This is a genomic window from Amycolatopsis cihanbeyliensis, from assembly GCF_006715045.1.
In the GTDB taxonomy this organism is placed as follows: domain Bacteria; phylum Actinomycetota; class Actinomycetes; order Mycobacteriales; family Pseudonocardiaceae; genus Amycolatopsis; species Amycolatopsis cihanbeyliensis.
Map to the genome: position 1 here is coordinate 1,042,781 of NZ_VFML01000002.1, position 21,617 is coordinate 1,064,397.

Annotated in this window: 20 protein-coding genes and 1 pseudogene; 9 read left to right on the forward strand and 12 right to left on the reverse strand. The window is 69.8% G+C overall.

The window, feature by feature from the left end; genetic code table 11:
• Nucleotides 1-132 precede the first annotated feature (132 nt).
• Nucleotides 133-1,674, reverse strand: a complete 1,542-nt coding sequence (locus tag FB471_RS33360) for a peptide ABC transporter substrate-binding protein (protein ID WP_142003788.1) — start codon at nt 1,672-1,674, stop codon at nt 133-135.
• Between the two features lie 111 nt (nt 1,675-1,785).
• Here FB471_RS33360 and FB471_RS33365 point away from each other — a divergent pair, with 111 nt between their 5' ends.
• Nucleotides 1,786-3,165: an LVIVD repeat-containing protein gene (locus FB471_RS33365; protein WP_142003789.1), complete on the forward strand. Its 1,380-nt coding sequence runs from the start codon at nt 1,786-1,788 to the stop codon at nt 3,163-3,165.
• Between the two features lie 36 nt (nt 3,166-3,201).
• A complete protein-coding gene (locus tag FB471_RS33370; protein WP_142003790.1) occupies nt 3,202-3,492 on the forward strand; it encodes a DUF6343 family protein in 291 nt (96 codons plus the stop codon).
• Nucleotides 3,493-3,499: 7 nt separating this feature from the next.
• Here FB471_RS33370 and FB471_RS33375 read toward each other — a convergent pair whose 3' ends face one another.
• Both FB471_RS33375 and FB471_RS33380 read right to left on the reverse strand, forming a co-directional pair.
• Nucleotides 3,500-3,877, reverse strand: a complete 378-nt coding sequence (locus FB471_RS33375; RefSeq protein WP_142003791.1) for a DUF397 domain-containing protein — start codon at nt 3,875-3,877, stop codon at nt 3,500-3,502.
• Entirely contained in the window at nt 3,874-4,782 is a 909-nt protein-coding gene (locus FB471_RS33380) for a helix-turn-helix domain-containing protein (protein ID WP_142003792.1), read from the reverse strand. Before FB471_RS33380 ends, FB471_RS33375 begins: the two co-directional genes overlap by 4 nt.
• Nucleotides 4,783-4,999: 217 nt before the next feature.
• Between FB471_RS33380 and FB471_RS33385 the strand changes: the two genes are divergently transcribed.
• From FB471_RS33385 to FB471_RS33395, 3 genes are read left to right on the forward strand one after another with little or no spacing between them, the layout of a single operon-like run.
• A complete protein-coding gene (locus FB471_RS33385; RefSeq protein ID WP_142003793.1) occupies nt 5,000-5,326 on the forward strand; it encodes a hypothetical protein in 327 nt (108 codons plus the stop codon).
• Between the two features lie 2 nt (nt 5,327-5,328).
• Nucleotides 5,329-5,694 carry a hypothetical protein gene (locus tag FB471_RS33390; protein WP_142003794.1) on the forward strand — a complete coding sequence of 122 codons (366 nt, stop codon included), beginning with the start codon at nt 5,329-5,331 and terminating at the stop codon, nt 5,692-5,694.
• A complete protein-coding gene (locus tag FB471_RS33395; RefSeq protein ID WP_142003795.1) occupies nt 5,691-5,906 on the forward strand; it encodes a hypothetical protein in 216 nt (71 codons plus the stop codon). The genes FB471_RS33390 and FB471_RS33395 overlap by 4 nt, the downstream gene beginning before the upstream one ends.
• 172 nt (nt 5,907-6,078) lie before the next feature.
• On the opposite strand, the pseudogene FB471_RS35425 reads toward FB471_RS33395, so the two are convergent.
• A pseudogene (locus FB471_RS35425) lies at nt 6,079-6,222 on the reverse strand (RodZ family helix-turn-helix domain-containing protein); the annotation flags it as partial.
• Nucleotides 6,223-6,334: 112 nt separating this feature from the next.
• Between FB471_RS35425 and FB471_RS33405 the strand changes: the two are divergent.
• Nucleotides 6,335-6,838 carry a PaaI family thioesterase gene (locus FB471_RS33405; protein WP_142003796.1) on the forward strand — a complete coding sequence of 168 codons (504 nt, stop codon included), beginning with the start codon at nt 6,335-6,337 and terminating at the stop codon, nt 6,836-6,838.
• Here the strand turns inward: FB471_RS33405 and FB471_RS33410 are convergent.
• The 8 genes from FB471_RS33410 to FB471_RS33445 form a co-directional block, all read right to left on the reverse strand.
• The gene (locus FB471_RS33410; RefSeq protein ID WP_142003797.1) at nt 6,832-7,107 is read right to left on the reverse strand and encodes a hypothetical protein; all 276 of its coding nucleotides are present in this window, start codon (nt 7,105-7,107) and stop codon (nt 6,832-6,834) included. The two genes, FB471_RS33405 and FB471_RS33410, sit on opposite strands and share 7 nt — an antisense overlap.
• Nucleotides 7,108-7,385: 278 nt before the next feature.
• A complete protein-coding gene (locus FB471_RS33415; protein ID WP_142003798.1) occupies nt 7,386-10,442 on the reverse strand; it encodes an endo-alpha-N-acetylgalactosaminidase family protein in 3,057 nt (1,018 codons plus the stop codon).
• Between the two features lie 88 nt (nt 10,443-10,530).
• Complete coding sequence (locus FB471_RS33420) at nt 10,531-11,316, reverse strand: DeoR/GlpR family DNA-binding transcription regulator (protein WP_142003987.1); 786 nt, start codon at nt 11,314-11,316, stop codon at nt 10,531-10,533.
• A complete protein-coding gene (locus tag FB471_RS33425) occupies nt 11,313-13,241 on the reverse strand; it encodes a DUF5107 domain-containing protein (RefSeq protein ID WP_142003799.1) in 1,929 nt (642 codons plus the stop codon). Before FB471_RS33425 ends, FB471_RS33420 begins: the two co-directional genes overlap by 4 nt.
• Nucleotides 13,238-14,323, reverse strand: a complete 1,086-nt coding sequence (locus FB471_RS33430; RefSeq protein WP_142003800.1) for an ABC transporter ATP-binding protein — start codon at nt 14,321-14,323, stop codon at nt 13,238-13,240. The genes FB471_RS33425 and FB471_RS33430 overlap by 4 nt, the downstream gene beginning before the upstream one ends.
• A gap of 7 nt (nt 14,324-14,330) precedes the next feature.
• Nucleotides 14,331-15,236, reverse strand: a complete 906-nt coding sequence (locus FB471_RS33435; RefSeq protein ID WP_142003801.1) for a carbohydrate ABC transporter permease — start codon at nt 15,234-15,236, stop codon at nt 14,331-14,333.
• Nucleotides 15,237-15,244: 8 nt separating this feature from the next.
• The gene (locus tag FB471_RS33440; protein WP_142003802.1) at nt 15,245-16,168 is read right to left on the reverse strand and encodes a carbohydrate ABC transporter permease; all 924 of its coding nucleotides are present in this window, start codon (nt 16,166-16,168) and stop codon (nt 15,245-15,247) included.
• Nucleotides 16,168-17,565, reverse strand: a complete 1,398-nt coding sequence (locus FB471_RS33445) for an ABC transporter substrate-binding protein (protein WP_142003803.1) — start codon at nt 17,563-17,565, stop codon at nt 16,168-16,170. Before FB471_RS33445 ends, FB471_RS33440 begins: the two co-directional genes overlap by 1 nt.
• Nucleotides 17,566-17,776: 211 nt before the next feature.
• Between FB471_RS33445 and FB471_RS33450 the strand changes: the two genes are divergently transcribed.
• From FB471_RS33450 to FB471_RS33460, 3 genes are all read left to right on the forward strand, one after another.
• Nucleotides 17,777-18,430, forward strand: a complete 654-nt coding sequence (locus FB471_RS33450; protein WP_142003804.1) for an ABC transporter ATP-binding protein — start codon at nt 17,777-17,779, stop codon at nt 18,428-18,430.
• The gene (locus tag FB471_RS33455; RefSeq protein WP_142003805.1) at nt 18,427-19,845 is read left to right on the forward strand and encodes a DUF6297 family protein; all 1,419 of its coding nucleotides are present in this window, start codon (nt 18,427-18,429) and stop codon (nt 19,843-19,845) included. The genes FB471_RS33450 and FB471_RS33455 overlap by 4 nt, the downstream gene beginning before the upstream one ends.
• Nucleotides 19,846-20,004: 159 nt before the next feature.
• Nucleotides 20,005-21,474, forward strand: coding sequence for a Gfo/Idh/MocA family protein (locus FB471_RS33460; protein ID WP_142003806.1), 1,470 nt, complete (start codon nt 20,005-20,007; stop codon nt 21,472-21,474).
• Nucleotides 21,475-21,617 lie beyond the last annotated feature (143 nt).

Consider the following 21,617-nt stretch of genomic DNA (forward strand, 5'->3'; position numbering starts at 1 on the left):
CATGTCCTCTGCGTAGGTGGCAGTTACCTGGATGGACATGAACGCTCCCCGCATACTCGGCTCCTCGGGTCGGATGACTTTTCCGGTAGTACAGCAGCCCCCGGAACGCGCGGCAACCGAATTGCCTTGCGGTCAGGAGGGGACGTCTATCGCGGCGAGGTCGATGGCGAGGTTGGGGCTCGCGGTGACACCACCGAGGCGCTCACCCCAGACCGCGTGGCCGTGCCGGGACCACAGCGGGATCACCGGAAGGTCCCGCAGCAGCTGGTTCTCCGCGAGGCGGTACAGCTCGCCACTGGTGCCGAGCTCGGCCGCACCGCCCGCTTCGGCCATCATCTGGTCGAACCCCTCGCTGGCGTAGCCGGTGCGGTTGCTCCCCGCGCCGGACCGCAGCGGCGCGAGCAGCTCGTGCGGGCTGCGGGTGCGCAGCACGTGGGACAACACGAACAGGCCGTCGGCCGTTCCCCGCTCGAGCAGTTCCCGGTACTCGGCGGCCGGAACGGGGCTGGGCCGCGCGGTGCTGCCGAGCATGTCCCCGAGCTGCTCGGCCAGCGGCCGCACCCAGGACTCCTGCCCGGTCCCTTCCGCGAAGTGCACCGCCAGTTCCGGGGCCGGTTTTCCCGCCTGCTCCCAGAGGGCCTGCGCCGCCCGCGGATCGTGGTTGCACGGGCGGCAGGTCCCTGAGCGGTGGCCGAGCGGCATCGCGGGTGGCAGCAAGGCGCTGGCCAGGTCGACCTGGTGCCCGAGCGGTCCCTCCTCGAGTGCGGCCCTGTCGATGGCCAGCGCGATCGCGTGCCTGCTCGCGGCGTCGGCAAACCGCTCGTCCCCGGCGGGCACGCCGAGCATGGTCAGCTCGGGCAGCGGCCACATCAGCACCCGGTCGCCGAAGTCCTCGGCCATCCGGTGATGCTGGTCCCCCGGGACCTCGGTGGCCAGGTCGACCTCGCCGGTACGGGCCAGCTCGTACTGCTCGGCCGCGTCCGCCGCCACCCGCAGGCCGATCTCCCTCGCCGTGCCGGGCCGCGGACCCCGGTAGCCTTCGAACCGGGTCAGCCGGGCACCGGCGCCGGGGCGCCAGTCCTCGGCCAGGCGGTAGGGGCCGTTGCCGACCGGATGCCGCGCGAACCCGGCCCAGTCCCGCGCCGCCACGGCCGAAGGCGGCAGGGGCAGCAGCGCGGTGGAACCGAGGATCAGCGGCACCTGGCCGAGCGGGCGCTCGAGGACGAGCTCGATCGTGCGCTCACCGGTTGCCCGGAACTTCTCGGCACGCAGGGTTTCGGTGAGTACCGTGGCCCCGGCCCAGCCTTCCCGCTCCGCGGCCTCCCAGGTGTCCACATAGGCCTGTGCGGTGACCGGGGTTCCGTCGTGGAAGCGCATCCCGGCACGCAGGCGGATCGTCCAGCTGCGCTGGTCGGTGCTGGTGATCGACTCGGCCGCCAGTGGTTCCGGTTCGGCGCCCTGCCCGTCGCCCGGTGCGGTCAGCGGCGTCCATACCGCGTCGGCCACCAGGCGGCCCGGCAGGTCCGTGATCTCGGCTGGCAGCAGGCTGGCCGGTTCGCCCAGCGCCACGGAGAAGGTGCCGGGGGCCGCCGGGGCCCGCTCGTCTCCCGTGCAGGCCACCACGGTGACGAGCAGCAGCATGCTGGCGAGAACGGCGCGGACCCTGCGGCACATGATCGCTGTCTAGCACCGGAAAGGCCGCCGACCAACCCGCCGATCGGCTCTTGTGCGCCGATGTTGATCACCTCTACCGTGAAAAGTTGGTCTGCTAACTGGGAGGTGGCCATGGTGCCTCGACGTGGCATCGCGCGTTCCGGTCTCGTACTCACCCTGGCCGCGGCGACGGCGTTCTCCGCACCGGCCGCGTTCGCCTGCGACTCCGAGCACGTCCCCGGTGGTGGTCACGCGGCCACGGCCGAGACGCGGACGACCCCGGCGACCAGCGAGAGCAAGAACGTCCGGCATCTGGGCAACGTGCCGGACGCGCAGGGCGCGATCTCGATGCAGTTCCTGCAGTACGGCCGGGGGCACCGCAAGCGCGACGTCATGCTGGTCTCCGGCGAGTTCGGGCTGAAGTCCTACGACCTCACCGGCGATCCCACCCGGCCCAAGGCACTCGGCGAGCTGTCCATGCCCGGGATGTGGGAGACCGAGGACACCGTGGTCGACGCGAAGCGCAAGCTGGTGTTCCTCGCCAGGGACCCGCGGGCGTTCGACGGCAACACCGACAACGGCGAGTCCGGGATCTACGTGGTGGACGCCTCCGACCCGGCGAACCTGACCACGCTCAGCTACGTGCGGGTGCCCGCCGGGCACACCACGACCTGCGTCAACGACTGCCGATACCTGTGGACCGGCGGGCCCGCCAAGGCCGAGTCGATGCCGCAGGATTGGGGCGGGCGGCCGATCTGGGTGACCGACGTCCGCGATCCGCGGCACCCCAAGGTGTTCCCTGAGCCGATCGACCTGGGTCGCAACGACGGCAAGACCGACTACGTGCACGACGTTCAGGTGGACGCGCACGGCGTGGCGTGGACCTCCGGCCGGGGTGGTGTCCGCGGCTACTGGACGCACGGGCTGCGCTGGGACCCGGTGCGGCACCGGCTGCGCTGGGCAAGCGCGGTCGACCCCGTTCCGTACGCGGGTGGCGGGATCGACGAGCTGGCCGCGGAGTCGACGTTCATGCACAACAGCTTCCGCCCGGTGGGCAGGCGGCTGGCCGACGGCGGCAAGTCGCGGCACGGCAGGCGGGGCAACCTGATCTACGTGACCGAGGAGGCCTTCGAGCCCGGCTGCGCGGGTGACGGGGTACTGGTGATCGCCTCGCTGCGCGGTTCGCGGGGCGGCCAGGGCTGGCGCTCGACCCCGGAGCGGCCGTTCCGGCTGGACACGGTCGGCACCTGGAGCGTGGCGGGCCAGGAGGGCAGCGACCCCGACAGCGGCAGCTGTTCCGCGCACTACTTCGACGTGCGCGGGGACGTGCTGGTGCAGTCCTTCTACGCCCAGGGCACCCGGTTCCTGGACGTCAGCGACCCGACCAACCCCACGCAGATCGCCTACCACCGGGAGGCGGACGCGGCGTCCTGGCAGCCGTACTGGCACCGGGGCCTGGTCTACGTGGCCGACAACAACCGGGGCGTCGATATCCTGAAGCTGACCCGCTGAGGGTTTGACCTGCGGTGTGGCGGGTATCCGAGGTGAATGGGACGGCAGGACCAGGACAAGAGCCGCAGTCGCGCGGAGTATGAACGCGGCCTGCCCGACTACCACGACCCGACCAGGGGCTTCGGCGGCGCCGCCCCCACCTACAGCGCGCTGACGCTGCGGATCGTGCTGGCCGCCATCGCGTTGGTGCTCTCGGTCGGCGCCGCCGTCGTGTTCGCCGTCATGGGCGTGCTCTGGGGCGTCGTCATCCTCGGCGTGCTCGCTCTCGGCAGCGCCGCCGACCTGGCCTGGGTCATCCACCGCAAGCGCCGCGGCGAGCCCGGTTAAGGCGCCGCTACGCCGCGGCGTAGGCCGCCGTGTCGAACTCCCGCTTGGCGATGCCGTCCTGGAACGCCGCGACCTCGCCCGCGGTGAACACCAGTTGCACTACCCCACCACGGCGGCGGAAGACATACTTGCCGTCCGCGCGGCCCACGACCTCGAGGCGCAGGCCATCGGTCTCGCCCGCACGAGCCCCGGCCAGGTAGGCGTCGAACTCCTCGGCCGTGAACACGAGCCGATGGTCATCGGCCGCGCCGAAGGCGGTCTTGGAGTCCCGTAGCTCGACCCAGCCGTCCCGGCGGGCCACGCATACGCAGTTCTTGTCGGGGTCACTGCGCGTGGCCTTGCGGAAGTCCCGCTCGGCGAACCTCGGCGATGGGGTGGCGCTCATCTGCGATCTCCCTGTGGGGTGGGGGTGTTCATCTCTTCGGTGTACTCGCGCGAGATCATCCGCAGGAACTCGCGGGTCTCGTCGAAGCGCAGCGCGACGTTGGTCAGCCGCGCCCAGGCCGAGTCGTGCGCGGCGAGGGCCTTCTTGTCGTCCAGGTAGCGAATCTCGCCCTCACCCTCGGTGTAGGCGAGTTCGAGTGGACCGGCCTCGCCAGGTGACGGGACGCGCAGCAGCACGAAGCGGTTGCTGATCGGGCAGCGGCGGCCGGGCGGGGTGCGGAACGGCATCACCTGGATCATCACGTTCGGCCGGTCGGACAGCGCGATCAGGTGCTCGATCTGCTCCCGCATGACCTCGGCCGGAGCCCACATGCGGCGCAGGCAGGACTCACTCAGCACGAAGTGGAGTGCCGGCGGCTCGTCCTTGTCCAGGATGTCCTGCCGGGCCAGCCGAGCGGCCACCCGGTCTTCGGTCGTGACGCCCTCGATCTCGACCTGGTCGGCATGGAGCGCCCTGGCATACGCCTCGGTCTGCGCCAGGCCGGGCACCACCTCGACCTCGTTCGAGCGGATCTGATCGGCGTGCTTCTCCAGGTCGATCAGCAGCCGCAGGTCCTCGGAATAGGCCCGGTTGTGGCCGGTGGACCAGAAGCCGCGCCGGTGGTTGTCCCGGCGCAGCTCGCGCAGCGCCTCCTTGTAACCCTCGTCGGTGAAGCCGAGGCGGTTGGCCAGCAGTTCGAGGTCACCGACGGCGATCGTGCCCGCCCCACTGAGCAGACCGGCGATCCGGCTCTGGCTGGACTCGATGATCTCCCCGGCTTCGGCCTGCGAGAGGCCCGCGGTCTCGATCATGTGCGCGATCTCGCGGCCCAGCAGGAGCTTCCTGGCGGTACGCAACTTGGCCATCGGCATGTGGGTGCCCTCTCTGCGATGTGCGGCTCGATGGTCGCCAGGGCGAGCACCCCTCCTTCCTCACCACAGAGGGTATCGCCTGGCGCTACCCGATTGGCGGGGTAGTCAAATAGTGATTATCACCGTACTGTCATCTCCAGTACATAGATGACACGCGATGAAAACTATTCATGCTATCGCGTCGATGAGTATGACCGGAGCGAGGTGAGCGATGACCATCGAGGCCGGACGACTGTTCGTCACCTGGTTCCGCAGCGGCGCCGACGGCCGGGACCACGCGGTCACCGATGAGCGGATGAGCGCGGCCCGCCGCGCGGGCGGCGACCCGGTGGCGGTGTGCGGCGCCGAGGTGCCACCCGTGCCGCTGGTGACCCCGCCGGGGCCGCGCTGCCACCGCTGCGAGCTGTGCGTGGCGGTGCGCGGGACCCCGCCCGGCGTTGAAGCCCGCCTCCGCGCCCGGCCGCACCGGCATCGCAAGCCGTCCCGGCTACGGCAACTGCTCACCAGGCTCCCGATCCGCTCCGCCGCCGGAACGTGATGATGACCCGGCCCCAGTCCAGCAACGAGGAAGCGCCCCATATCGCCGCCCTCCGGCGGGCGGTTCGTGCCGGGTTCGTGTTCCGGCAGCTCGCTGACGCCGACGGCGTGGCGGTCGCGGCGCTGTATGCCGAGCGGCGCAGTCCCGAGGGCGTGGTGGAGAACCTGGTCGTCTGCGGCATGACCGAGGCGATCGCCAGGCGGTTGCGTACCGAGGACTACCCCGGCGGGGACCCGCTCTGGGAACGCACCGGCACCGTCGCGGAGGTGATCACCGACCTGCTCGCCCTGCCGGCACACGGGTCCCCCGGTGCGCCGAGCCTCGCCCGCCGCCCTTCCGGCTCGTTATGGCTGCCCGGCATGCCATGACACTGCGCTGGCGGCCCGAGCAGTGGCCCGGTTCCGCGTGGCCGGGGTACTTCTCGCGGACCCTGCTGCACCACGTCGAGGCCGGCAACTCCGAGCGGATCTCACCCGTACTCGGCATCGCCGACTGCGGCGCGGTCTGCATCCGCCCCCGCAAGGACGTGGACTACGCGTGGTGCACCTATTGCCGAAACTGCTATCCGTCCGTCGACTGACTCCCCGCGCCGCCGAAGAGTGCCCGAACGGAGCCAAGCTGCCCGGGTTGCGGGCTCAGGGTCAATGGGTGTTCGCTGGTGCTCATGGCGGCCTTGGTTCGTGGTGGCCGGTTGTTCGTCCACCCTGTCCGCTCATCGCCTGTAATTCGCGTCGCCTCGGGCGAACACTCCGGAAGCTCAGGTGCCGGACCGAGATCCGCGCGTCGATGGATAGGTCGAGCTGGCTGATCCGGCGGCGGTCCCGCCATTCCCGCAGCAGCTCCCCGACCGGCCGTGCGTGCCGTGTGCTGGCCTGCGGTGTCGTCTGGATCGTCACGCCGCCGACGCTACGGCGCACCGCGCGGCGCCGCCGTTACCTGCCCGGTAATCGACGGGCCGCCCCGCACCGGCCATGGTAGTCACCGACACCGGATGAGGAAGGAGCGAGGATGCCGGACACCACCAGCCAGCCACCCGACGCGTTCCTGGTCGCCCTACTCGACCAGGGGACCGAGCTGGACGGCCTCGGCATGCTGACCGGAGTCGCCGAGGGCCGGATCCCGCATCCGGATTCCTACCGGCGCATCGGCCTGCGGGTCACCGGCGCGGAGCCCGGCACGGTCCGGCTCGACTGGACACCGACGGCGGCAGCCCGCAACTTCGCGGGCGGCGTGGACGGCGGCTGCATCGCGACGGTGTTCGACCAGGCTTGCTGCAACACGGCGGCGTCGAGGTGCGAGCACTGCGTGCCCATGGTGACGCTGAGCCTGAGCGTCGACTACTTCGCCCCGCTCGCCGTCGGTGAGCACTACCGCGTGCTGGGCGACCTCGTGCATCCGGGGCGACGCCGGATGGTGGCCCACGCGCGGATTCTGGACACCACGGGAACCGTGCTCGCCCACGCCACCGCCGCGGTCGTCCCGGATAGTTCCTTCCCCGACCGGATTCACTGACCAGAAACGAAAACCGGTTTACCTGGCAAACCACCGCATCCGGTGGCGGGAGCCGCGTAAGGAGAAGGTCCGCAGCCGCCCGCGCAGGCTCGGACAACGGTGTCGGCCGCCGAGGCCAAATGACCGACCGCTTCACCAAAGCCGTCGAACAACTCGGCTCCGCTGAACTGTACGTCCGCATCGGCGGCATCCACGCCCCCGAACACGTCCTGCGCGATTCGCCCGAGCACCACAACGACATCGTCGAAGTCCTCGTCTCCTTTATCCACGACCGCGCTCCCCGCTGCCCTCACTGTGCTCGGCAGGCGCCCCGATTCCAATGCTGAGCCCTCCATCAGACTCACCGCGTGCGCTCCGTAACGCCGTCCGCGTGCATGAAGCCGCGGACGCGGACCATTGAACAGGACAAGCAGGTCTATGCCGGTCAACTGTCCACGTCGTATCTTGACCAACTCGCCAACGCGTGCGGCAAACTCGCCTACCTGGGCGGCAAACTCGGTTACGCCAACAGCCAACACGGTTACGTGGGCGGCCAACACGGTGTGGGTTATCGGGTGCCGGCCGGGCCGAGGTCGGTGACGGTGAAGTTGTCCAGGATGAGGTCGGCCTGCTCGGCGTCGCCAGGGTGCTTGCGCAGGCCGACCCAGTGGGCGCCGGGTCCGTCCACTGTGAACTCCTGGGTGAACCGGGTGGTCGCGTGCTGCTCGCCGAGCGGGGTGGCGCTGAGCTGGGTCGAGGTGGTGCCCTCGTCCGTGCCGAGCACCCAGGAGTACTCCCCCGCCCGGCCGCTCTGGTAGTCGAACTCCACCCGGTAACGGTGGCCGGGCTCGAACCGCACGCTCTGCGGGACCGTCCGGTACACCAGGCCGGTGTTCTCCTCGTGCGCCTTCAGCGACCACTGCCCGTCCAGCACGTTGTCCACCAGCTTGCCGTTCCAGCCGCGCTGGGTGTACGGCTCGTTCCGCTCGGCCAGGTGAGTCCGTGGATCGGTGCTGCCGCCCGCGTCTCCCTTCACGAATGGCCACCAGCCCTGATCCACGTGCTCGAAGTCCTCGAACACCAGCGCGCCCTCCCGAGCGGACCGTTCGGTGCGCACCACCCGGATGTCGTCGAGCCGCACCCGCGCGTCGCCCTCGCCCGCGTCGATCCGCAGCACCGGGCGGCTGCCCCGCTCGGGAACGTCGAACAGCACCCGGACCCGCTGGAAGCGGGTGCCGTGCTTCTCGTCGGCGGCCACGAAGTTCTCCGCCGCCGAGGATTCCACGAACGCGGTCACCGGCCCGGCATCCCCCGACCGCACCGAGAGCTCCGTGCGGCGGGTCCGGCCCGCCTCGACCTCGATCCAGGCCGAGGCGCTGTAAGTGCCCGGCTCCAGCTTGCCCAGTCGCTGCTCGATCCCGGCGGCACCGGTGCCGAACTCGGCCACCCGGTGCCCGCGGTCGGTCCGCCGCACCCGGACCTCGCCCCGCTGGTGCCAGGAGCGCAGGTCGTCCGCGTTGAATCCGGGGTCGCGCACGGGTGTTCCCTCGCCCCATTCCGCCCGCGGCTGCCAGGGCGTGAAGCCGGGGTACAGCACGTACGGGGTGCCCGGTTCGGCCTCCAGGGTGACCTCGCCGCCGAAGGCGGGCACGATCTTCTCGAACTTCCGCCCGGTCTCGGTCAGCCGGTACTTGGTGAGGAACAGCGAGCCGCGCAACGGCTCCGGCAGCCGCCAGCTGGCGCGGCCGCCGGATGCGTTGTAGTGGTACAGCTTCTGCCCCTCCTGCCACGGCAGCAGGTAGGAGTCCCCCTCGAGTACCTTGGCGTCCCCGGAGTACAGCCGCCGCGTTCCGTCCACGTCGGTGCCGCGCACCCCGCCGGTGAACCGGATCTCGTGCTCATTCCACTGTAGAATCTTCTGTTGTTGCAAGAACTTGGCGGGCAGGTTGTGTTCCCAGATGTTGGCGTAGAAGACGTTCCAGTCCACCTCACCGCGCCAGCCCTCGAACTCCTCGATCCGGCTGTTGCCGAGGATCGGATGCGAGTTCCAGACATCCTTCTGGTGGTTGCGGATGAACCGGATGATCGTCGAGTTCAGTCCCTTGTTGGTCTTCCCGCCGTAGTCGAGGTCGTTGGCCCAGTGTGACCACACCGAGGAACGTTCCAGCTTGTCCGACCACTCGGTGCCGACCCGCCAACCCTGCGCGTCCAGGTCACGCAACATGTTGTCGGCCAGCCAGCCGAACGGGTAGAACACGTCGATGTAGAGAAAGTCCAGGTTCGGGTGGGTCTCCTGACGCAGTCGCGTGAACCGGCGCATGAGGTCGCCGGAGACCTGGTCCCTGCGCTGGTCGATGTAGTACGACTGGTTCAGCCAGTCCCAGCCCTCGCGCTCGGGGTCGACAAGGGTCTCGTCGAACGCGTGCGCCTCCGGGTAGGACTCGGTCGCGTTGACGTGCACCCCGAAGTCGGCGTTCCACCCCTGCCCCTCCCGCAGCAGGGTGTTCAGCCCGTCCAGCCCACCTGCGCGCTCGTTGTAGTGGCCGCCGTAGTCCGGATGCGCGGAGTCGTGTCCCTCCGCGCCGTAGCCCTTGAGGATCGCCAGCTGGCCCAGCCCGTCGGTGGCCAGCGAGATCCGCTTCACGTCGTCCAGGGTGCGCGGGAAGGGGTGCGTCGCCTGGCTGGCGAAGTTGAACGGGATATGGGTGACCACCCGGTCCGCGGTGCCCTCCGCGCCACGCGGGTCGATCGCGATGTCCCGGAAGGCGATGGCGCCGTCCTGCCAGTCCACCGTGCCGTCCCCGTTGGCGTCCGGAGTGACGATCACCTTGGCCCACGGCAGGTCCTCGGTCTCGGTGGCGGTATCGGCGCGGTGGGTCCACTGCCCGCTCCACACGCCGACCCGCACGTCCTCGCCCTCGGCGCGGGCCTGGTGCCACAGCCGGGCGGCGTCCCGGTCGGTCGGGCCGGACGGCCGGTCGTAGGTCGAGTTGGTCTCCACCGCGGCGGCCAGCCGGTCGGTGTGCACGATGCCGTAGGTGGCGCCCACCGGGTTCTCCTGCACCGGGGTGTCGGCGGTCACCTGGGCGAACCGGTCCGCGGTGCGGGTGGAGTCCGGGTCCAGCCGGGTGAAGGCGGTGGCCGCGCCGGGCTGCGTGCTGGCGACGGACACCAGGTCGTGGCCGGGGATGTCCAGGGTCCCGACCCGGAAGGACGCGGTCTCCACGATCCGGTCCACCCGGAAGGTGGTCGCCCTGCCCTGCACGCTGATCGAGGCGTCGATGCGCGCCCCCGGCTCCCCCTCGATCGCCAGCGAGTAGTGCGCCGCGCCGTCCGCGCCGACCCACCCGGTGCCGGTCACCTCGTACGACCTGCCGTCCACGGTGATCCGGTCCAGCGGGGTGGTGCGCCCGGTCAGGCTCGCCCCGACCTCCCGGTCGGTGTAGCGGGCGACGTACGGGAACGAGCCGCCGAGGGTGACCTCGAGCTCGGCCGAGGAGATCCGCAGCAGCTCCGGCTGCGCCCCGGCCGCCCCGGCCTGCGCGGGCACCGCCGTCAGCAGCCCGGCGGCCACCGCGCAGGCGGAGAGCAGGCCGGTGGCACGAACACTCGAGCGAAGCGACATGGCGGCCTCCCAGACTGGATGTTCAATGCTGATTTTTGTAAGCTATTTTTGCTCACAAGTCAACAGAACAACACACCTTCGCTCAAGTTCAGACGGTGCGCAGGTCCACTCCGGCGGCGCGGAATGCGTCGGCGGCCTCGGGCGTCACCCCGGTATCGGTGACCACCGCGTGTACCGCGCCGACCGGGCAGATCCGGGCGAACGCCCGGTGGCCGAGCTTCGAGCTGTCCGCGGCGACCACCACCCGCGCCGAACGCTCGACCATCAACCGGTTGATGTTCGCCTCGCCCTCGTGGTGCGCGAACGCCCCGCCGCGCGGGTCGATCGCATCCACCCCGAGCACCAGCAGGTCCAGCGAGACCTCGCTGAGCACCCTGGTCGCCAGCGGTCCGGTCAGCTCGAAGGAGTGCGGGCGCGCCACCCCGCCGGTGAGCACCAGCTTGAGCTGGGCGCGCACCGCCAGCTCGTTGGCGATGTTGAGCGCGTTGGTGACCACGGTGAGCGTGGGCCCGTCCAGGCCGCCTGCGAGGTCGGTACCCGCGGCCAGCGATCGGGCGATCTCGGTGGTGGTCGTGCCCCCGTTCAGCCCGACCACCGCTCCCCGCGGCACCATGGCGGTCACCGCGCCGGCGATCCGCGACTTCTCCGGCGCGTGCCGCGCGGTCTTGTAGCGCAGTGGCAGGTCGTAGGACACGTTGTTGGACACCGCGCCGCCGCGGGTCCTGGTGAGCAGTTGCTGCTCGGCGAGGTGGTCGAAGTCCCTGCGGATCGTCGCCGCGGACACGCCCAGCTCGCCCGCCAGCTCCTCGACCTCGACCCGGTCCCGCGCACCGACGAGCTCGAGTACGCGGCCCAGCCGTTCGTACCGCCTCACCATCCGGTCATCCGGAAGTCGTACCGGGGCGGCAGCGGGCGAACCTGCCTCCCCTCTGCGGCCAGTGCGTGCTGGATCTCCTCCCAGGTCCGGGAAAGCAGCGTCTCCCCTTCCCGGATGTCCGGCACCTCGAACCCGGAGTCGAAGATCTCCTCCGCACCCCGCGGATCGCCGAGCGCCAGCCGCAGCCTTGCCTCGAGCAGCCGAACCCTGCCCAGCGCCCGCACCCGCGCCGGAAGGCCGCCCAGCAGGTGTCGTGCCTGCTCGGGCCGCCCCGCGGCGAGGGTCCCGGCGAGCGCCTCCACCGCCAACGCCGGAGTTTCCGGGCTCAGCCCGTGCGCCTCGACGAGCAGGTCGGCCGCCTCGGCAGCCCGGCCCCGTTCGCCTGCCAGCACCGCGAGGTTGCGGGTGGCCCACGCGTTCGGCGCCCGCGCCAGCGAGGCACGCCACGCCTGCTCGGCACCCGCGAGGTCGCCATGCCGCCAGCGGGCGATCCCACGCTGGTACCAGCTTGCCCAGGTGTCGGCCACCGCTTCCACCAGCTCTCGCCACGGCGCCGACACCGGCGCCGTTCCGGGCGCCTCGGCGGGGTCACCCTCCGGCGCGCGGCCGGCAAGCAGGTCCAGCCACGGCCGCTGCCGCCGGGTCAGCGTGCTCGCGGGGAAGGGAGTCGCGCGCAGGTCCAGCCCGCGCAGCCGCGCCTCCAACGCGCCCCAGCCGGAGCCGGTGTGCAGCCACTCACCGGGTTCGGTATCGGCGACGCCCAGCCAGTCCCGGTACCGCGCGGCGAGTTCCGAGGCACCGGGCAGCCGCTCCCGCACCTCCGCGCAGGCTCGTGTCCATTCCGGACCATGCACGACGGCGGGATCGGTGCGCAGCGGACCGTAGGCCTCCAGCCAGTCCCATACCTCGCCCGCGGGCAACGGCAGATGCTCGAGCTGGGTCCGCGCCAGCCCGGCCTGGATCTCCAGGTAACCGGGAGCGCCGGGGGACAGCCACTCCTGCCAGCGCGCGCCGCCGGCGGAGGTGCCCCAGACGAACAGTTTCCGCCCGCGCAGGCGGCCCGTGGACAGCTGCGCAAGGCCCTCGCCCCGCTCGTCCACGGCGGCGATCAACGGGTACTCCTCCCCCGGCAGGTCGAAGAACAAGTCCGCGGCATGCCGGTGCCGTTCCGGGTAGGTCAGGTCCGGCGTCCCCGGCACCGGGATCCGCTCCAGCCGTCCCGAGTAGGCGTACCGCCACGCTCCTTCGGCCGGCGCCAGCACGCGGGTTCCCTGCTCCTGCTTCACGGCGATGTTCGACCACCAGTAGGCGGGCACGGTGTGTGGATGCGGGTTGCGTATCCGCACACCGACGTACAGGAAGTCGGAGTCGGGCGGGAGCCACAGGTCCACCTGGTACGGCAGGTCCCTTGTCCGCTCCCACTCCCACAGCCGTAGCACCGGCGAACCGTCCGGCCCCGTCACCCGCGCCGCGTGCATCGGCGCGCAGGTCAGCGTGGTGTGCCCGGTACTACCCAGGTTCCACTCCACCCCGCCGGCGAACCACGCGCCGCGCAGGGCGAGGTTCGCCGGTTGGCACACCGGGTTGCGGTGCACCAGCTCGCGGCCGCTTTCCCGATGCCACAAGGAGTACAACCTGCCGCCGAGCGAGGGCAGCACGGTAGCCCGCAGCCGCCCGTTGTCCAGCACGATCGCGGGCAACTCCCGCTCGGTCCGCTCGCGCGAGTAGGCGTCCTGCAGGTGGTACGGCAACACGCTACCCAGGCGACCGTAGGCCAGGTTCGCGGCCAGGTCCGGCGGCAACTCGCCGGGGTTGGTCACCTCCTGCGCCCGCTCCGGCATGGTCAGCGGCGGCAAAGGGTTCTCCGGCCCGAGCTCGGCGGTCGGCAGCACCAGCTCGGTCGGCGACAGCGAGGTCCTCATGCGTCCGGCAGCCGTTCGCCTGCCTCCGCGTCGAAAAGGTGCACCGCGCCGGGACTCGGGGTGAGGCCGACCTTCTCTCCCCGCCGCCACGGCGCCATCCCGGCGGTGCGCACGGTGACCGTGTGCGGGACGCCGGCCTGCTCGACCGAGCAGTACAGGTACTGGTCGCTGCCGAGTTCCTCGACCACCTCGACCACGGCCTCGATCCCCTCGGCGGGCTCACCGGTCAGCCAGCCCTCCGGGCGCACCCCGACCACCACCTCGGAGCCGGGTAGGGCCGAGGCCTGCGCAGGGGTCAGCGGGATATGCCTGCCACCGACCACCGCGCCCTCCGCGCCGACGGTGGTCCGTACCAGGTTCATCGCGGGTGAGCCGATGAACCCGGCGACGAACAGGTTCGCCGGCTTGGCGAACAGCCCGACCGGGGTGTCGCACTGTTGCAGGGTGCCGTCCTTGAGCACCGCGACCCTGTCACCCATGGTCATCGCCTCGACCTGGTCGTGCGTGACGTATATCGTGGTCACCCCGAGCTTACGTTGCAGTGAGGCGATCTGCGTCCTGGTCTGCACCCGCAGCTTGGCGTCCAGGTTGGACAGCGGCTCGTCCATGCAGAACACCTGTGGCCTGCGCACGATAGCCCTGCCCATCGCCACCCGCTGCCGCTGGCCGCCGGAGAGATTCGCAGGTTTGCGGTCCAAAAAGGACTCCAGGTCGAGCAACCGCGCTGCCTCGGCCACCCGGTGGGCGCGTTCCCGCTTCGGCATCTTCTGGATCTTCAGATGGAAGCCGATGTTCTCCGCGACGGTCATATGCGGGTACAGCGCGTAGTTCTGGAACACCATCGCGATGTCCCGCTCCTTCGGCGGCAGGTCGGTGACCTCGCGGTCACCGATGTGCACCTGGCCCTCGTCGACCCCTTCCAGCCCGGCGAGCATGCGCAGGGTGGTGGACTTCCCGCACCCGGACGGGCCGACGAGGACGAGGAACTCGCCGTCGGCGACGTCCAGGTCCAGCCCGTCCACCGCGGGGTCGGCGGTGCCCGCGTAGTAGCGCGTGGCGCCGCGGAACGTGACAGTTGCCATGATTCTCCTACTTCCCCGCACCGAGCGTCAGGCCGGTGATGATCCTTCTGGCCAGCACGACGTAGAGCACCAGCATCGGCAGCACGACGATGGTGATGCCGGCGATGAGGCCGCCGTACTCGGACTGGTAGCTCGCGGCGCCGTAGAAGGTGAACAGCGCCCTCCCCAGCGTGAAGTTCGCGTTGTCCTGGAGGAACACGATGGCCAGCAGGGTCTCGTTCCACAGCCCGATGGTGTTCAGGATGAGCGCGGTGATCAGCCCGCCACTGGCCAGTGGCAGCATGATCGAGACGAAGGTGCGCACGGGTGAGGCACCGTCGATGGCGGCGGCCTCCTCCATCTCGTCCGGCAGCGAGCGGAAGAAGCCGGTCAGCAGGAACACCGTGAACGGCAGCGAGAGCGCGACGTAGATCAGGTAGAGGCCGAACAGGTTGTTGGTCAGGCCGACTTCGGACATCCCGACGAACAGCGGGATGATCACCGTCTGGAACGGCACGCCCATGCCCACCGCGATGAAGTTCGTCATCCCGTTCGAGCTGCGGAAACCGAGTCTGGTGAGCGCGTACGCGGCCGGAGCGGAGATCAGCACCACCGTGACCGCGGCGGCCGCGACCAGCAGCACGGTGGTGAGAAAGGCCGAGCCGAACCCTGCCTGGCTCCAGGCGTAGATGAAGTTGCGCAGCGGCCTGCCGACCACGAACCACTGCCGCGGAAGCTGGAACGGCTGGGTGAAGATCTCCACCGGCGTCTTGAACGAGGAGGCCAGCAGCCAGTACAGCACGAACACGTTGAACGCGGTGAACAGCAACACCACGACCATCCCGAGTACCCGTAACGGGCTGGTACGCCGCGATCCCGGCGCGGGCTTCGGCCGGCGCGGTGGTTTCCGGGTCGCCGTTTCTACTGTCGACATAACGCCCCCTAGAACTGGATCGCGTCTCGGCGCATCAGCCGTCGCAGCAGCACGACGAACACGGACACCAGAACGATCATCATCACGGCACAGGCACAGGCGACGCCGTAGGCCGGGGTGCCGCGGGTGCCGAACGAACGGTCGAACACGTAGATGCCCAGCGTCCAGGACTCGATCGGCGGCGAGTACGTGCCCGGCCCGGCCAGCACGAACACCAGCTCGAAGATCTTCATCGCGTTGATCGTCCACAACACCCCGGCCACCCCGACCACGTCCCAGGTCAGCGGCAGGGTGACCGTGCGGAACTTCTGCCACGGCGAGGCGCCCGCTATCTCCGCGTCCTCGTAGAGGTACGGCGGGATGCGATCCACCGCGGCCATCAGGATGGTGATGTAGAAGCCCGAGCTCGCCCAGATCAGCGCCCCGATCACCGCGTAGGTGACGTTCTCCGGGCGCAGGAACTGCACGGCGTCCAGGCCGACGCCCTCCAGCAGGAAATTGGCAAGGCCCTGCTTGTTCGGCTGGTACTTGAACACGAATCCGAGAAACATGCCCAGCGCCACCGGCGCGACGATGTTCGGGAAGAACAGCACGGCCCGCACCAACCTGCCACCGCGCATGTCCCGCAGCACCATGGTGAACAGGAACGCCAGCACGAAGGTGCCCACCCCGCCGACCACGATGTAGGCCAGCGTGTTCAGGAAGGCGTGCTGGAAGGAGTCACTGCCGAGCAACTCGCGGTACTGGTCGAAGCCGGTGAACTCCGGGGTGTCGCCCGCCCCCGCCCAGCTCGTGAAGCTCAGTACCGCGGTGATGATTGTCGGAACGACCAGGAAGATCAGGTACAGCGCCATGGCCGGGGCGAGCAGCGGCCAGAACAGCCGCCGCTTGCCTGCCAGATGCGCGCCCTGCCTGCCGGCGGGACGCGCCATCAGCCCCTCGACCTCCAGTACTCGGCCGACTCACTGGCCAGCTGGTCGATGAACTGCCGCGCGGTGAGCTTCCCGTTCAGCAGCGCGTCATCGGCCGGGAAGAACACGTTGTCCACATAGGTTCCGCCGAACATGCCGTCCAGCCCGTCCATCACCAGCGTGTGCTCCTTGCCCTCGGCGTCCAGCGCGGCCTTCGCGTCGGCGAGGTCGTCCGGCACCTCCAGGTCAGTCCGCGGGGCGAGGTTGTCGCTGACGGTGGGGATGCCCTGCAGGATGTCCTTGTTCAGCACGTAGGCGATGAACGCCTTGGCCGTGTCGGCGTTGCGTGCCTTGGCCGTCACCGAGAAGCCGATCGGCAGCACCTCCACGATGTCGTGGGTGGCACCATCGGGCATCGGGAACTGGAACGAGCCGAAGTCGATGGTGCGGCCGCCACCCTGCTTGCCGAGATACTCGCGCGCCTCGCTGGGCAGCCAGCTCCCGTTGTAGGTGTAGGCCGACTCGCCGTCCGCCCAGCGCTGCTGCACCTGCGGGAACTTGGAGGCGTTCCAGCCGTCGACGAAGTAGCCGCCCTTGGCGAGCCGCTCCACGATCCTCGCCGCGGCGAGAAAACCCGGTTCGGTCTTCCACGCCTGGCCGCTGCGGTCCGCCGCCGCCTCGGCGAGCCCGCCCGGCCCCACGAAGCGCGCGGCCAGCTGGGTGAAGAAGTAGGAGTTGTAGAACTTGATGTCGCCGTCCTGGCTGATCGCGGCCTTCCCGTTCGCCTTGGCCTTGTCGAACAGCGCGAACATCTCGTCGATGGTGTCCGGGGGCGAGAAGTCCCGCACCGCGTTGCGGTCGAACCACCACGCGTTGGTGATCAGCTCGTACGGGATCAGGAACCGCTCGCCCTCGGCATCGGCGTTCTGCGGTAGCTGGTAGGAGTACGGCGCCAGCACGTCCTCGACGGTCCGGTCCCCCTCCCCTACCTTCATGGTGAGCACGTCCTCGACGCTCTGCGTCCCGCCGGGGGCCACGATGGCCGCGTTCATCTGGCTGAGGTCCTGATCGATCAGGTCGGGCACCTCATCGGTGTTGAGCGCGGGCGACACGTTCTGGGTGAGCACCTTGCGGCCGAGCCACTGCACATCGACGGTCACCCCGGTCTTGCTCTCGAAGCACTCGATGGCGTGCTGCAGCACTCTGCCCTGGGGCTCGTCCGCGGTCCACATGGACCAGTACCGCAGGTGTTCGCCCGGGGGCTGCACGCCGGGTTCGGGGCAGGGCGTCTCGAAGTACTCGGCCGCGCCCGGCGTCGTGTTTTCCCCGAAGCCCGCACCGGTGTCGGTCCCGCACCCCGCGGCCGCGAGCACCACGGCCACGCCCGCGGCCAGGGCCCTGGTAGGAGCTGATCTCATGGCCACCACCCGATCGAAGGTCAGATAACGCGCACTGTCTGCGCATTGGTGCGCAGTTTTGTGCTATTTTGCGCATCTGTCAACAGCTACTTGGCAACTCTTGCGCACAGATCGGTTCAGTACGGGGCGGGCGGGTCCACCCCGGCCGCCCGTCAGGTGACACCCCCGACCGCCGTACCCTGGGACCGGTTACGGGCCGAAGGGGAATGTTGTGTGCCGCGAACGTACGCACCCGGAATCCGACCGCGTCCTCGAAGTTCGTGCGGCGAACAAGCGTTTCGGTTCGCTCGCGGTTCTGGAGCAGGTGAGCTTCGCGGTGCGACCGGGCCAGGCGGTGGGGATCGTGGGGCCGAACGGGTCGGGTAAGTCCACCCTGCTGCGCTGCACAGTCGGAGCGGAGACGCTGGACTCGGGGGAGGTTCTGCTCGACGGTGGCCGACTCGACGAGTCCGACCCGGGCACGCGTGCGGCACTGGCCTGCCTGCTGGACGACGCCGACTACTTTCCGGACCTGTCCGTACTCGAGCATCTTCGCCTGTACGCGTGGGCACATGCCGACCCACACCCCGAGTCGACCGTCGACCGCGTTCTCGAGGAGGTCGGGCTGTCCTCCGCGAGCGATCAACTGCCGGTGACATTGTCGACCGGGCAGCGGCACCGCCTTGGCCTGGCCTCCTGCCTGGTGCGTCCTCGTCGGGCACTTGTCCTGGATGAGCCAGAGCAGCGGCTGGACGCATCCGGGCGCCGCTGGCTCGCGCGCCGGCTCGCACAAGAAAAGGAACTCGGCCACGCGGTCATTTTCGCTTCACATGATGCGACGCTGCTGGACGCACTGGCGGATGACCTCGTCCAGATCGGTCGTTGACGTTGCACACACGGCACGCGGCGGCGGCACGCCCGGCACGCGAGGCGCGCCGCCTGATCCGTGCCCGGGCACACAAGCGACCGCTACGCCTGCGGCTGATGGCGGCCGCGGACGCGGCGCTGTACGTGGCGATGTTCGCGGGACTGGTCACCGGCGCGGCGCAGGCGGGGCTCGAACAGTCGGGCAGGTTCCTTCCCTTGATCAGACCCGAGATCGTCCCGCTGGTTCGGTGGGTCGCGGTGATCGCGATCGTTCTCCTCCTCATCACGATGGTCAAGTTGCTGCTCACTTTCGGGCCTGTTCTGGTTCGGAGTCCGGTGCAGGCGTGGTTGCTGACCAGCCCGATCGACCGTCGCTCCCTCCTCCTCCGGGTCTACCTGCTCCTGCTCTGCATGGGGACGGCCGGAGGAGTCGCGATCGGCGTCGTGGCCGTCATCGCCGCTCAACTCCCCGCGGCCGGCTCGGTGCCCTGGCTCATGTGCACCGGCTTCGCCGGTACAGCCGCGGTATCGATCACTGTGCTGGTTCAACAGCGCCCCAAGGCCATCCGTCGCACCCAACTCCTGCTGTCCGGTGCCCTGATCGGTTGTGCGGGCGCAGTGGTACTGGTGCTGCTGCTGGCGCCGGGGACGCGGCCGTCCGCCAGTGTGCCGCTCGGCGCCGACGCCACGTGGTGGGCGCTGGCGTCAACGCTCACCATCTGCGTGGTCACGGTCTGGGTGGCCGGTCGTGCGCTGGGACGACTGACCCGCGCGGCGTTGGCGTCCGGCCGCGATATCGCCGAGGCCACGGCGGTGGCCACGACCTTCCTGGAACCGACCATTCTCTGGTCGCTGCTGCTCCTACGCAGGATGCGCGGCATCGGCAGGGTACGATCCGCGACCCTGAGCGGTCGCCGGGTCACCGCGCTGATCAGGGCCGACATCGCCCGCCTGCGGCGAAACCGGGCAGCCGTCGCGCTATGGCTGTGTCTGCTGCCCGTACCGTATCTGGCAACCGCCGTCCTACCGGCGATGCTCGTTCCCGCCGTGCACCTGGTCGCCGCGTTCCTCGTGACGACTCGCCTGGCCAACGGCTTGCGAGTCGTCTTCGGTTCGGCGGCACTGCGTCGGGCGATCGGTGGACGGGATCGGGTCCTGCTGCTCGCCCACCTCGTCGTTCCGGCCGCGGGCACGCTCCTGTGGGGTCTCGCGACCAGCCCGGCGATCCCGAGCATGCGGATCCTCGCTACGGCGATCTCCATCGTGGGCGCGGTGCTGGTCACCTACCGGATCGCGACCCGCCCTCCGATCGAGTACGTCTCCCCCATGTTGGATATGGGATTCGGGGGCGTGCCGATCGGGCTGATAATCCAGCTCAGCCGCGGCCCCGCACTCCTCATCCTCCTGTGCTGGGCGCAGATGTCACTCGGCTGACCACGGCACGACCCCAGGTGTCGGCTCGACGCCCTCTCCCACTGCGCAGTCCTGCTCAATTTTGCTTGAATCTAAGTGAAACTCTTGACTAACATGCATCTTTGCGCGGAAGCTCATGCGCAAGCGTCGGCCGGTCCCCACATGGTCCAGGAGGTTCGCATGGCCGCCAAGGAAGAATCCGAGCACGGACAGCCCGAGCACAACCAACCCGACCACGAACCCGGCACGAGCACCGAGCACGGTGTCTCCCGGCGCGCGGCGCTGCGTACCGGGGCCATTGCCGGAACCACCCTTGCCGCGCTCGGCACCGGGCAGCTCGGCGCCGCCGCGGCGGGCCAGCAGCCACCCGAGGTACTCGGCGCCGAGGATCGTTCCTGGCCACCGCGGCGCGGCCGTACGATGATGGGCGTCCCGTTCGAACCGAGGGCGCAGGTGCGGGTCGGCATCATCGGCCTCGGCAACCGGGGTTCCGCGATGCTGCCGCTGTTCCTCGCGGTGCCCGGAATGCGGGTCACCGCGGTCTGCGATGTCGACCCGGCCAAGGTGGCAAAGGCGTCCTCGGTGATCACCGGCAAGGGATATCCCGCCCCCGCGACCTTCGACGAGGGTGAGCACGCCTTCGAGTGGCTGTGCCGGCGCGACGACGTCGACCTCGTCTACGTGGTGACGCCCTGGGACTGGCACGTGGACATGGCACTCGCCGCGATGCGGTCCGGCAAGCACGTCGGCGTGGAGTGCCCGATCGCCACCACGGTCGAGGACCTGTGGGAGCTGGTGAACACCTCCGAGCAGACCCGGCGGCACTGCCTGCAGTTGGAGAACTGCTGTTACGGCCGTAACGAGCTGCGTGCGCTGCGGATGGCGCACGAGGGGATGTTCGGCGAGTTGCTGCACGGTTCCGGCGCCTACCTGCACGACCTGCGTGAGCTGCTGTTCTCCGACACCTACTACGCGGACCAGTGGCGCAGGGACTGGCACACCAGGCTGGACGGCGACCTGTACCCGACCCACGGCCTCGGGCCGGTCGCGTCCTATCTGGACATCAACCGCGGCGACCGGCTGGTGCGGATGACCTCGATGAGCACCCCCGCGCTCGGCCTCGCCGACTACCGTGCGCGACACGTCCCCGAGGGGGACCCGAAGTGGCGGGAGCGCTACGTCAACGGGGACGTGACGATGAGCCTGCTTCAGACCGAGCAGGGGCGGGTCATCCACCTCGTGCACGGCGTGTCCAGCCCGCACCCGTACAGCAGGCTCAACCACCTGGCCGGGACGAAAGGCGTCTTCGAGGACTACCCGCCGCGGATCTACCTCGAGCCGGACGCGACCGACCACCGCTGGCGGGACTGGGACGACTATGCCGAGCACGACCACTGGTTGTGGAAGGAGGTCGGCCCGGGGCCCGGCGGGCATGGCGGGATGGACTACCTGATGCTCTACCGCCTCGGCCAGACCATGCGGCTCGGCCTGCCGCCGGACATGGATGTCTACGACGCGGCCGCGTGGAACGCGCCGTTCGCGCTGTCGGCGCTCTCCGTGCGCTACGGCAGCCTGCCGATGCCCGTCCCGGACTTCACCCGTGGTCGCTGGCGGACTCCGCATCCCGGACCCGACTCGGAGAAGCCCTGAACGTGGCGTTCGAGACGTCAGATGTCTCAGATGTGCCGTTCGCGACGCTGAGCGTCCGGAAAGCCACGTTCAGGGCCCTTTCTCGGGTGTCCTGGCCGAACGCGACGCTCCTTCGTAGTACGTTCGTCCGAGCGGCGGATTGC

Excerpts from the sequence above, each read along its gene's own strand:
- FB471_RS33370 (WP_142003790.1), top strand. The coding sequence starts at position 3,202 with ATGGGACGGCAGGACCAGGACAAGAGCCGCAGTCGCGCGGAGTATGAA.
- FB471_RS33445 (WP_142003803.1), bottom strand. The coding sequence starts at position 17,565 with ATGAGATCAGCTCCTACCAGGGCCCTGGCCGCGGGCGTGGCCGTGGTG.
- FB471_RS33375 (WP_142003791.1), bottom strand. The coding sequence starts at position 3,877 with ATGAGCGCCACCCCATCGCCGAGGTTCGCCGAGCGGGACTTCCGCAAG.
- FB471_RS33460 (WP_142003806.1), top strand. The coding sequence starts at position 20,005 with ATGGCCGCCAAGGAAGAATCCGAGCACGGACAGCCCGAGCACAACCAA.
- FB471_RS33405 (WP_142003796.1), top strand. The coding sequence starts at position 6,335 with ATGCCGGACACCACCAGCCAGCCACCCGACGCGTTCCTGGTCGCCCTA.
- FB471_RS33435 (WP_142003801.1), bottom strand. The coding sequence starts at position 15,236 with ATGTCGACAGTAGAAACGGCGACCCGGAAACCACCGCGCCGGCCGAAG.
- FB471_RS33430 (WP_142003800.1), bottom strand. The coding sequence starts at position 14,323 with ATGGCAACTGTCACGTTCCGCGGCGCCACGCGCTACTACGCGGGCACC.
- FB471_RS33395 (WP_142003795.1), top strand. The coding sequence starts at position 5,691 with ATGACACTGCGCTGGCGGCCCGAGCAGTGGCCCGGTTCCGCGTGGCCG.
- FB471_RS33385 (WP_142003793.1), top strand. The coding sequence starts at position 5,000 with ATGACCATCGAGGCCGGACGACTGTTCGTCACCTGGTTCCGCAGCGGC.
- FB471_RS33380 (WP_142003792.1), bottom strand. The coding sequence starts at position 4,782 with ATGGCCAAGTTGCGTACCGCCAGGAAGCTCCTGCTGGGCCGCGAGATC.
- FB471_RS33425 (WP_142003799.1), bottom strand. The coding sequence starts at position 13,241 with ATGAGGACCTCGCTGTCGCCGACCGAGCTGGTGCTGCCGACCGCCGAG.
- FB471_RS33415 (WP_142003798.1), bottom strand. The coding sequence starts at position 10,442 with ATGTCGCTTCGCTCGAGTGTTCGTGCCACCGGCCTGCTCTCCGCCTGC.
- FB471_RS33365 (WP_142003789.1), top strand. The coding sequence starts at position 1,786 with ATGGTGCCTCGACGTGGCATCGCGCGTTCCGGTCTCGTACTCACCCTG.
- FB471_RS33390 (WP_142003794.1), top strand. The coding sequence starts at position 5,329 with ATGACCCGGCCCCAGTCCAGCAACGAGGAAGCGCCCCATATCGCCGCC.
- FB471_RS33440 (WP_142003802.1), bottom strand. The coding sequence starts at position 16,168 with ATGGCGCGTCCCGCCGGCAGGCAGGGCGCGCATCTGGCAGGCAAGCGG.
- FB471_RS33360 (WP_142003788.1), bottom strand. The coding sequence starts at position 1,674 with ATGTGCCGCAGGGTCCGCGCCGTTCTCGCCAGCATGCTGCTGCTCGTC.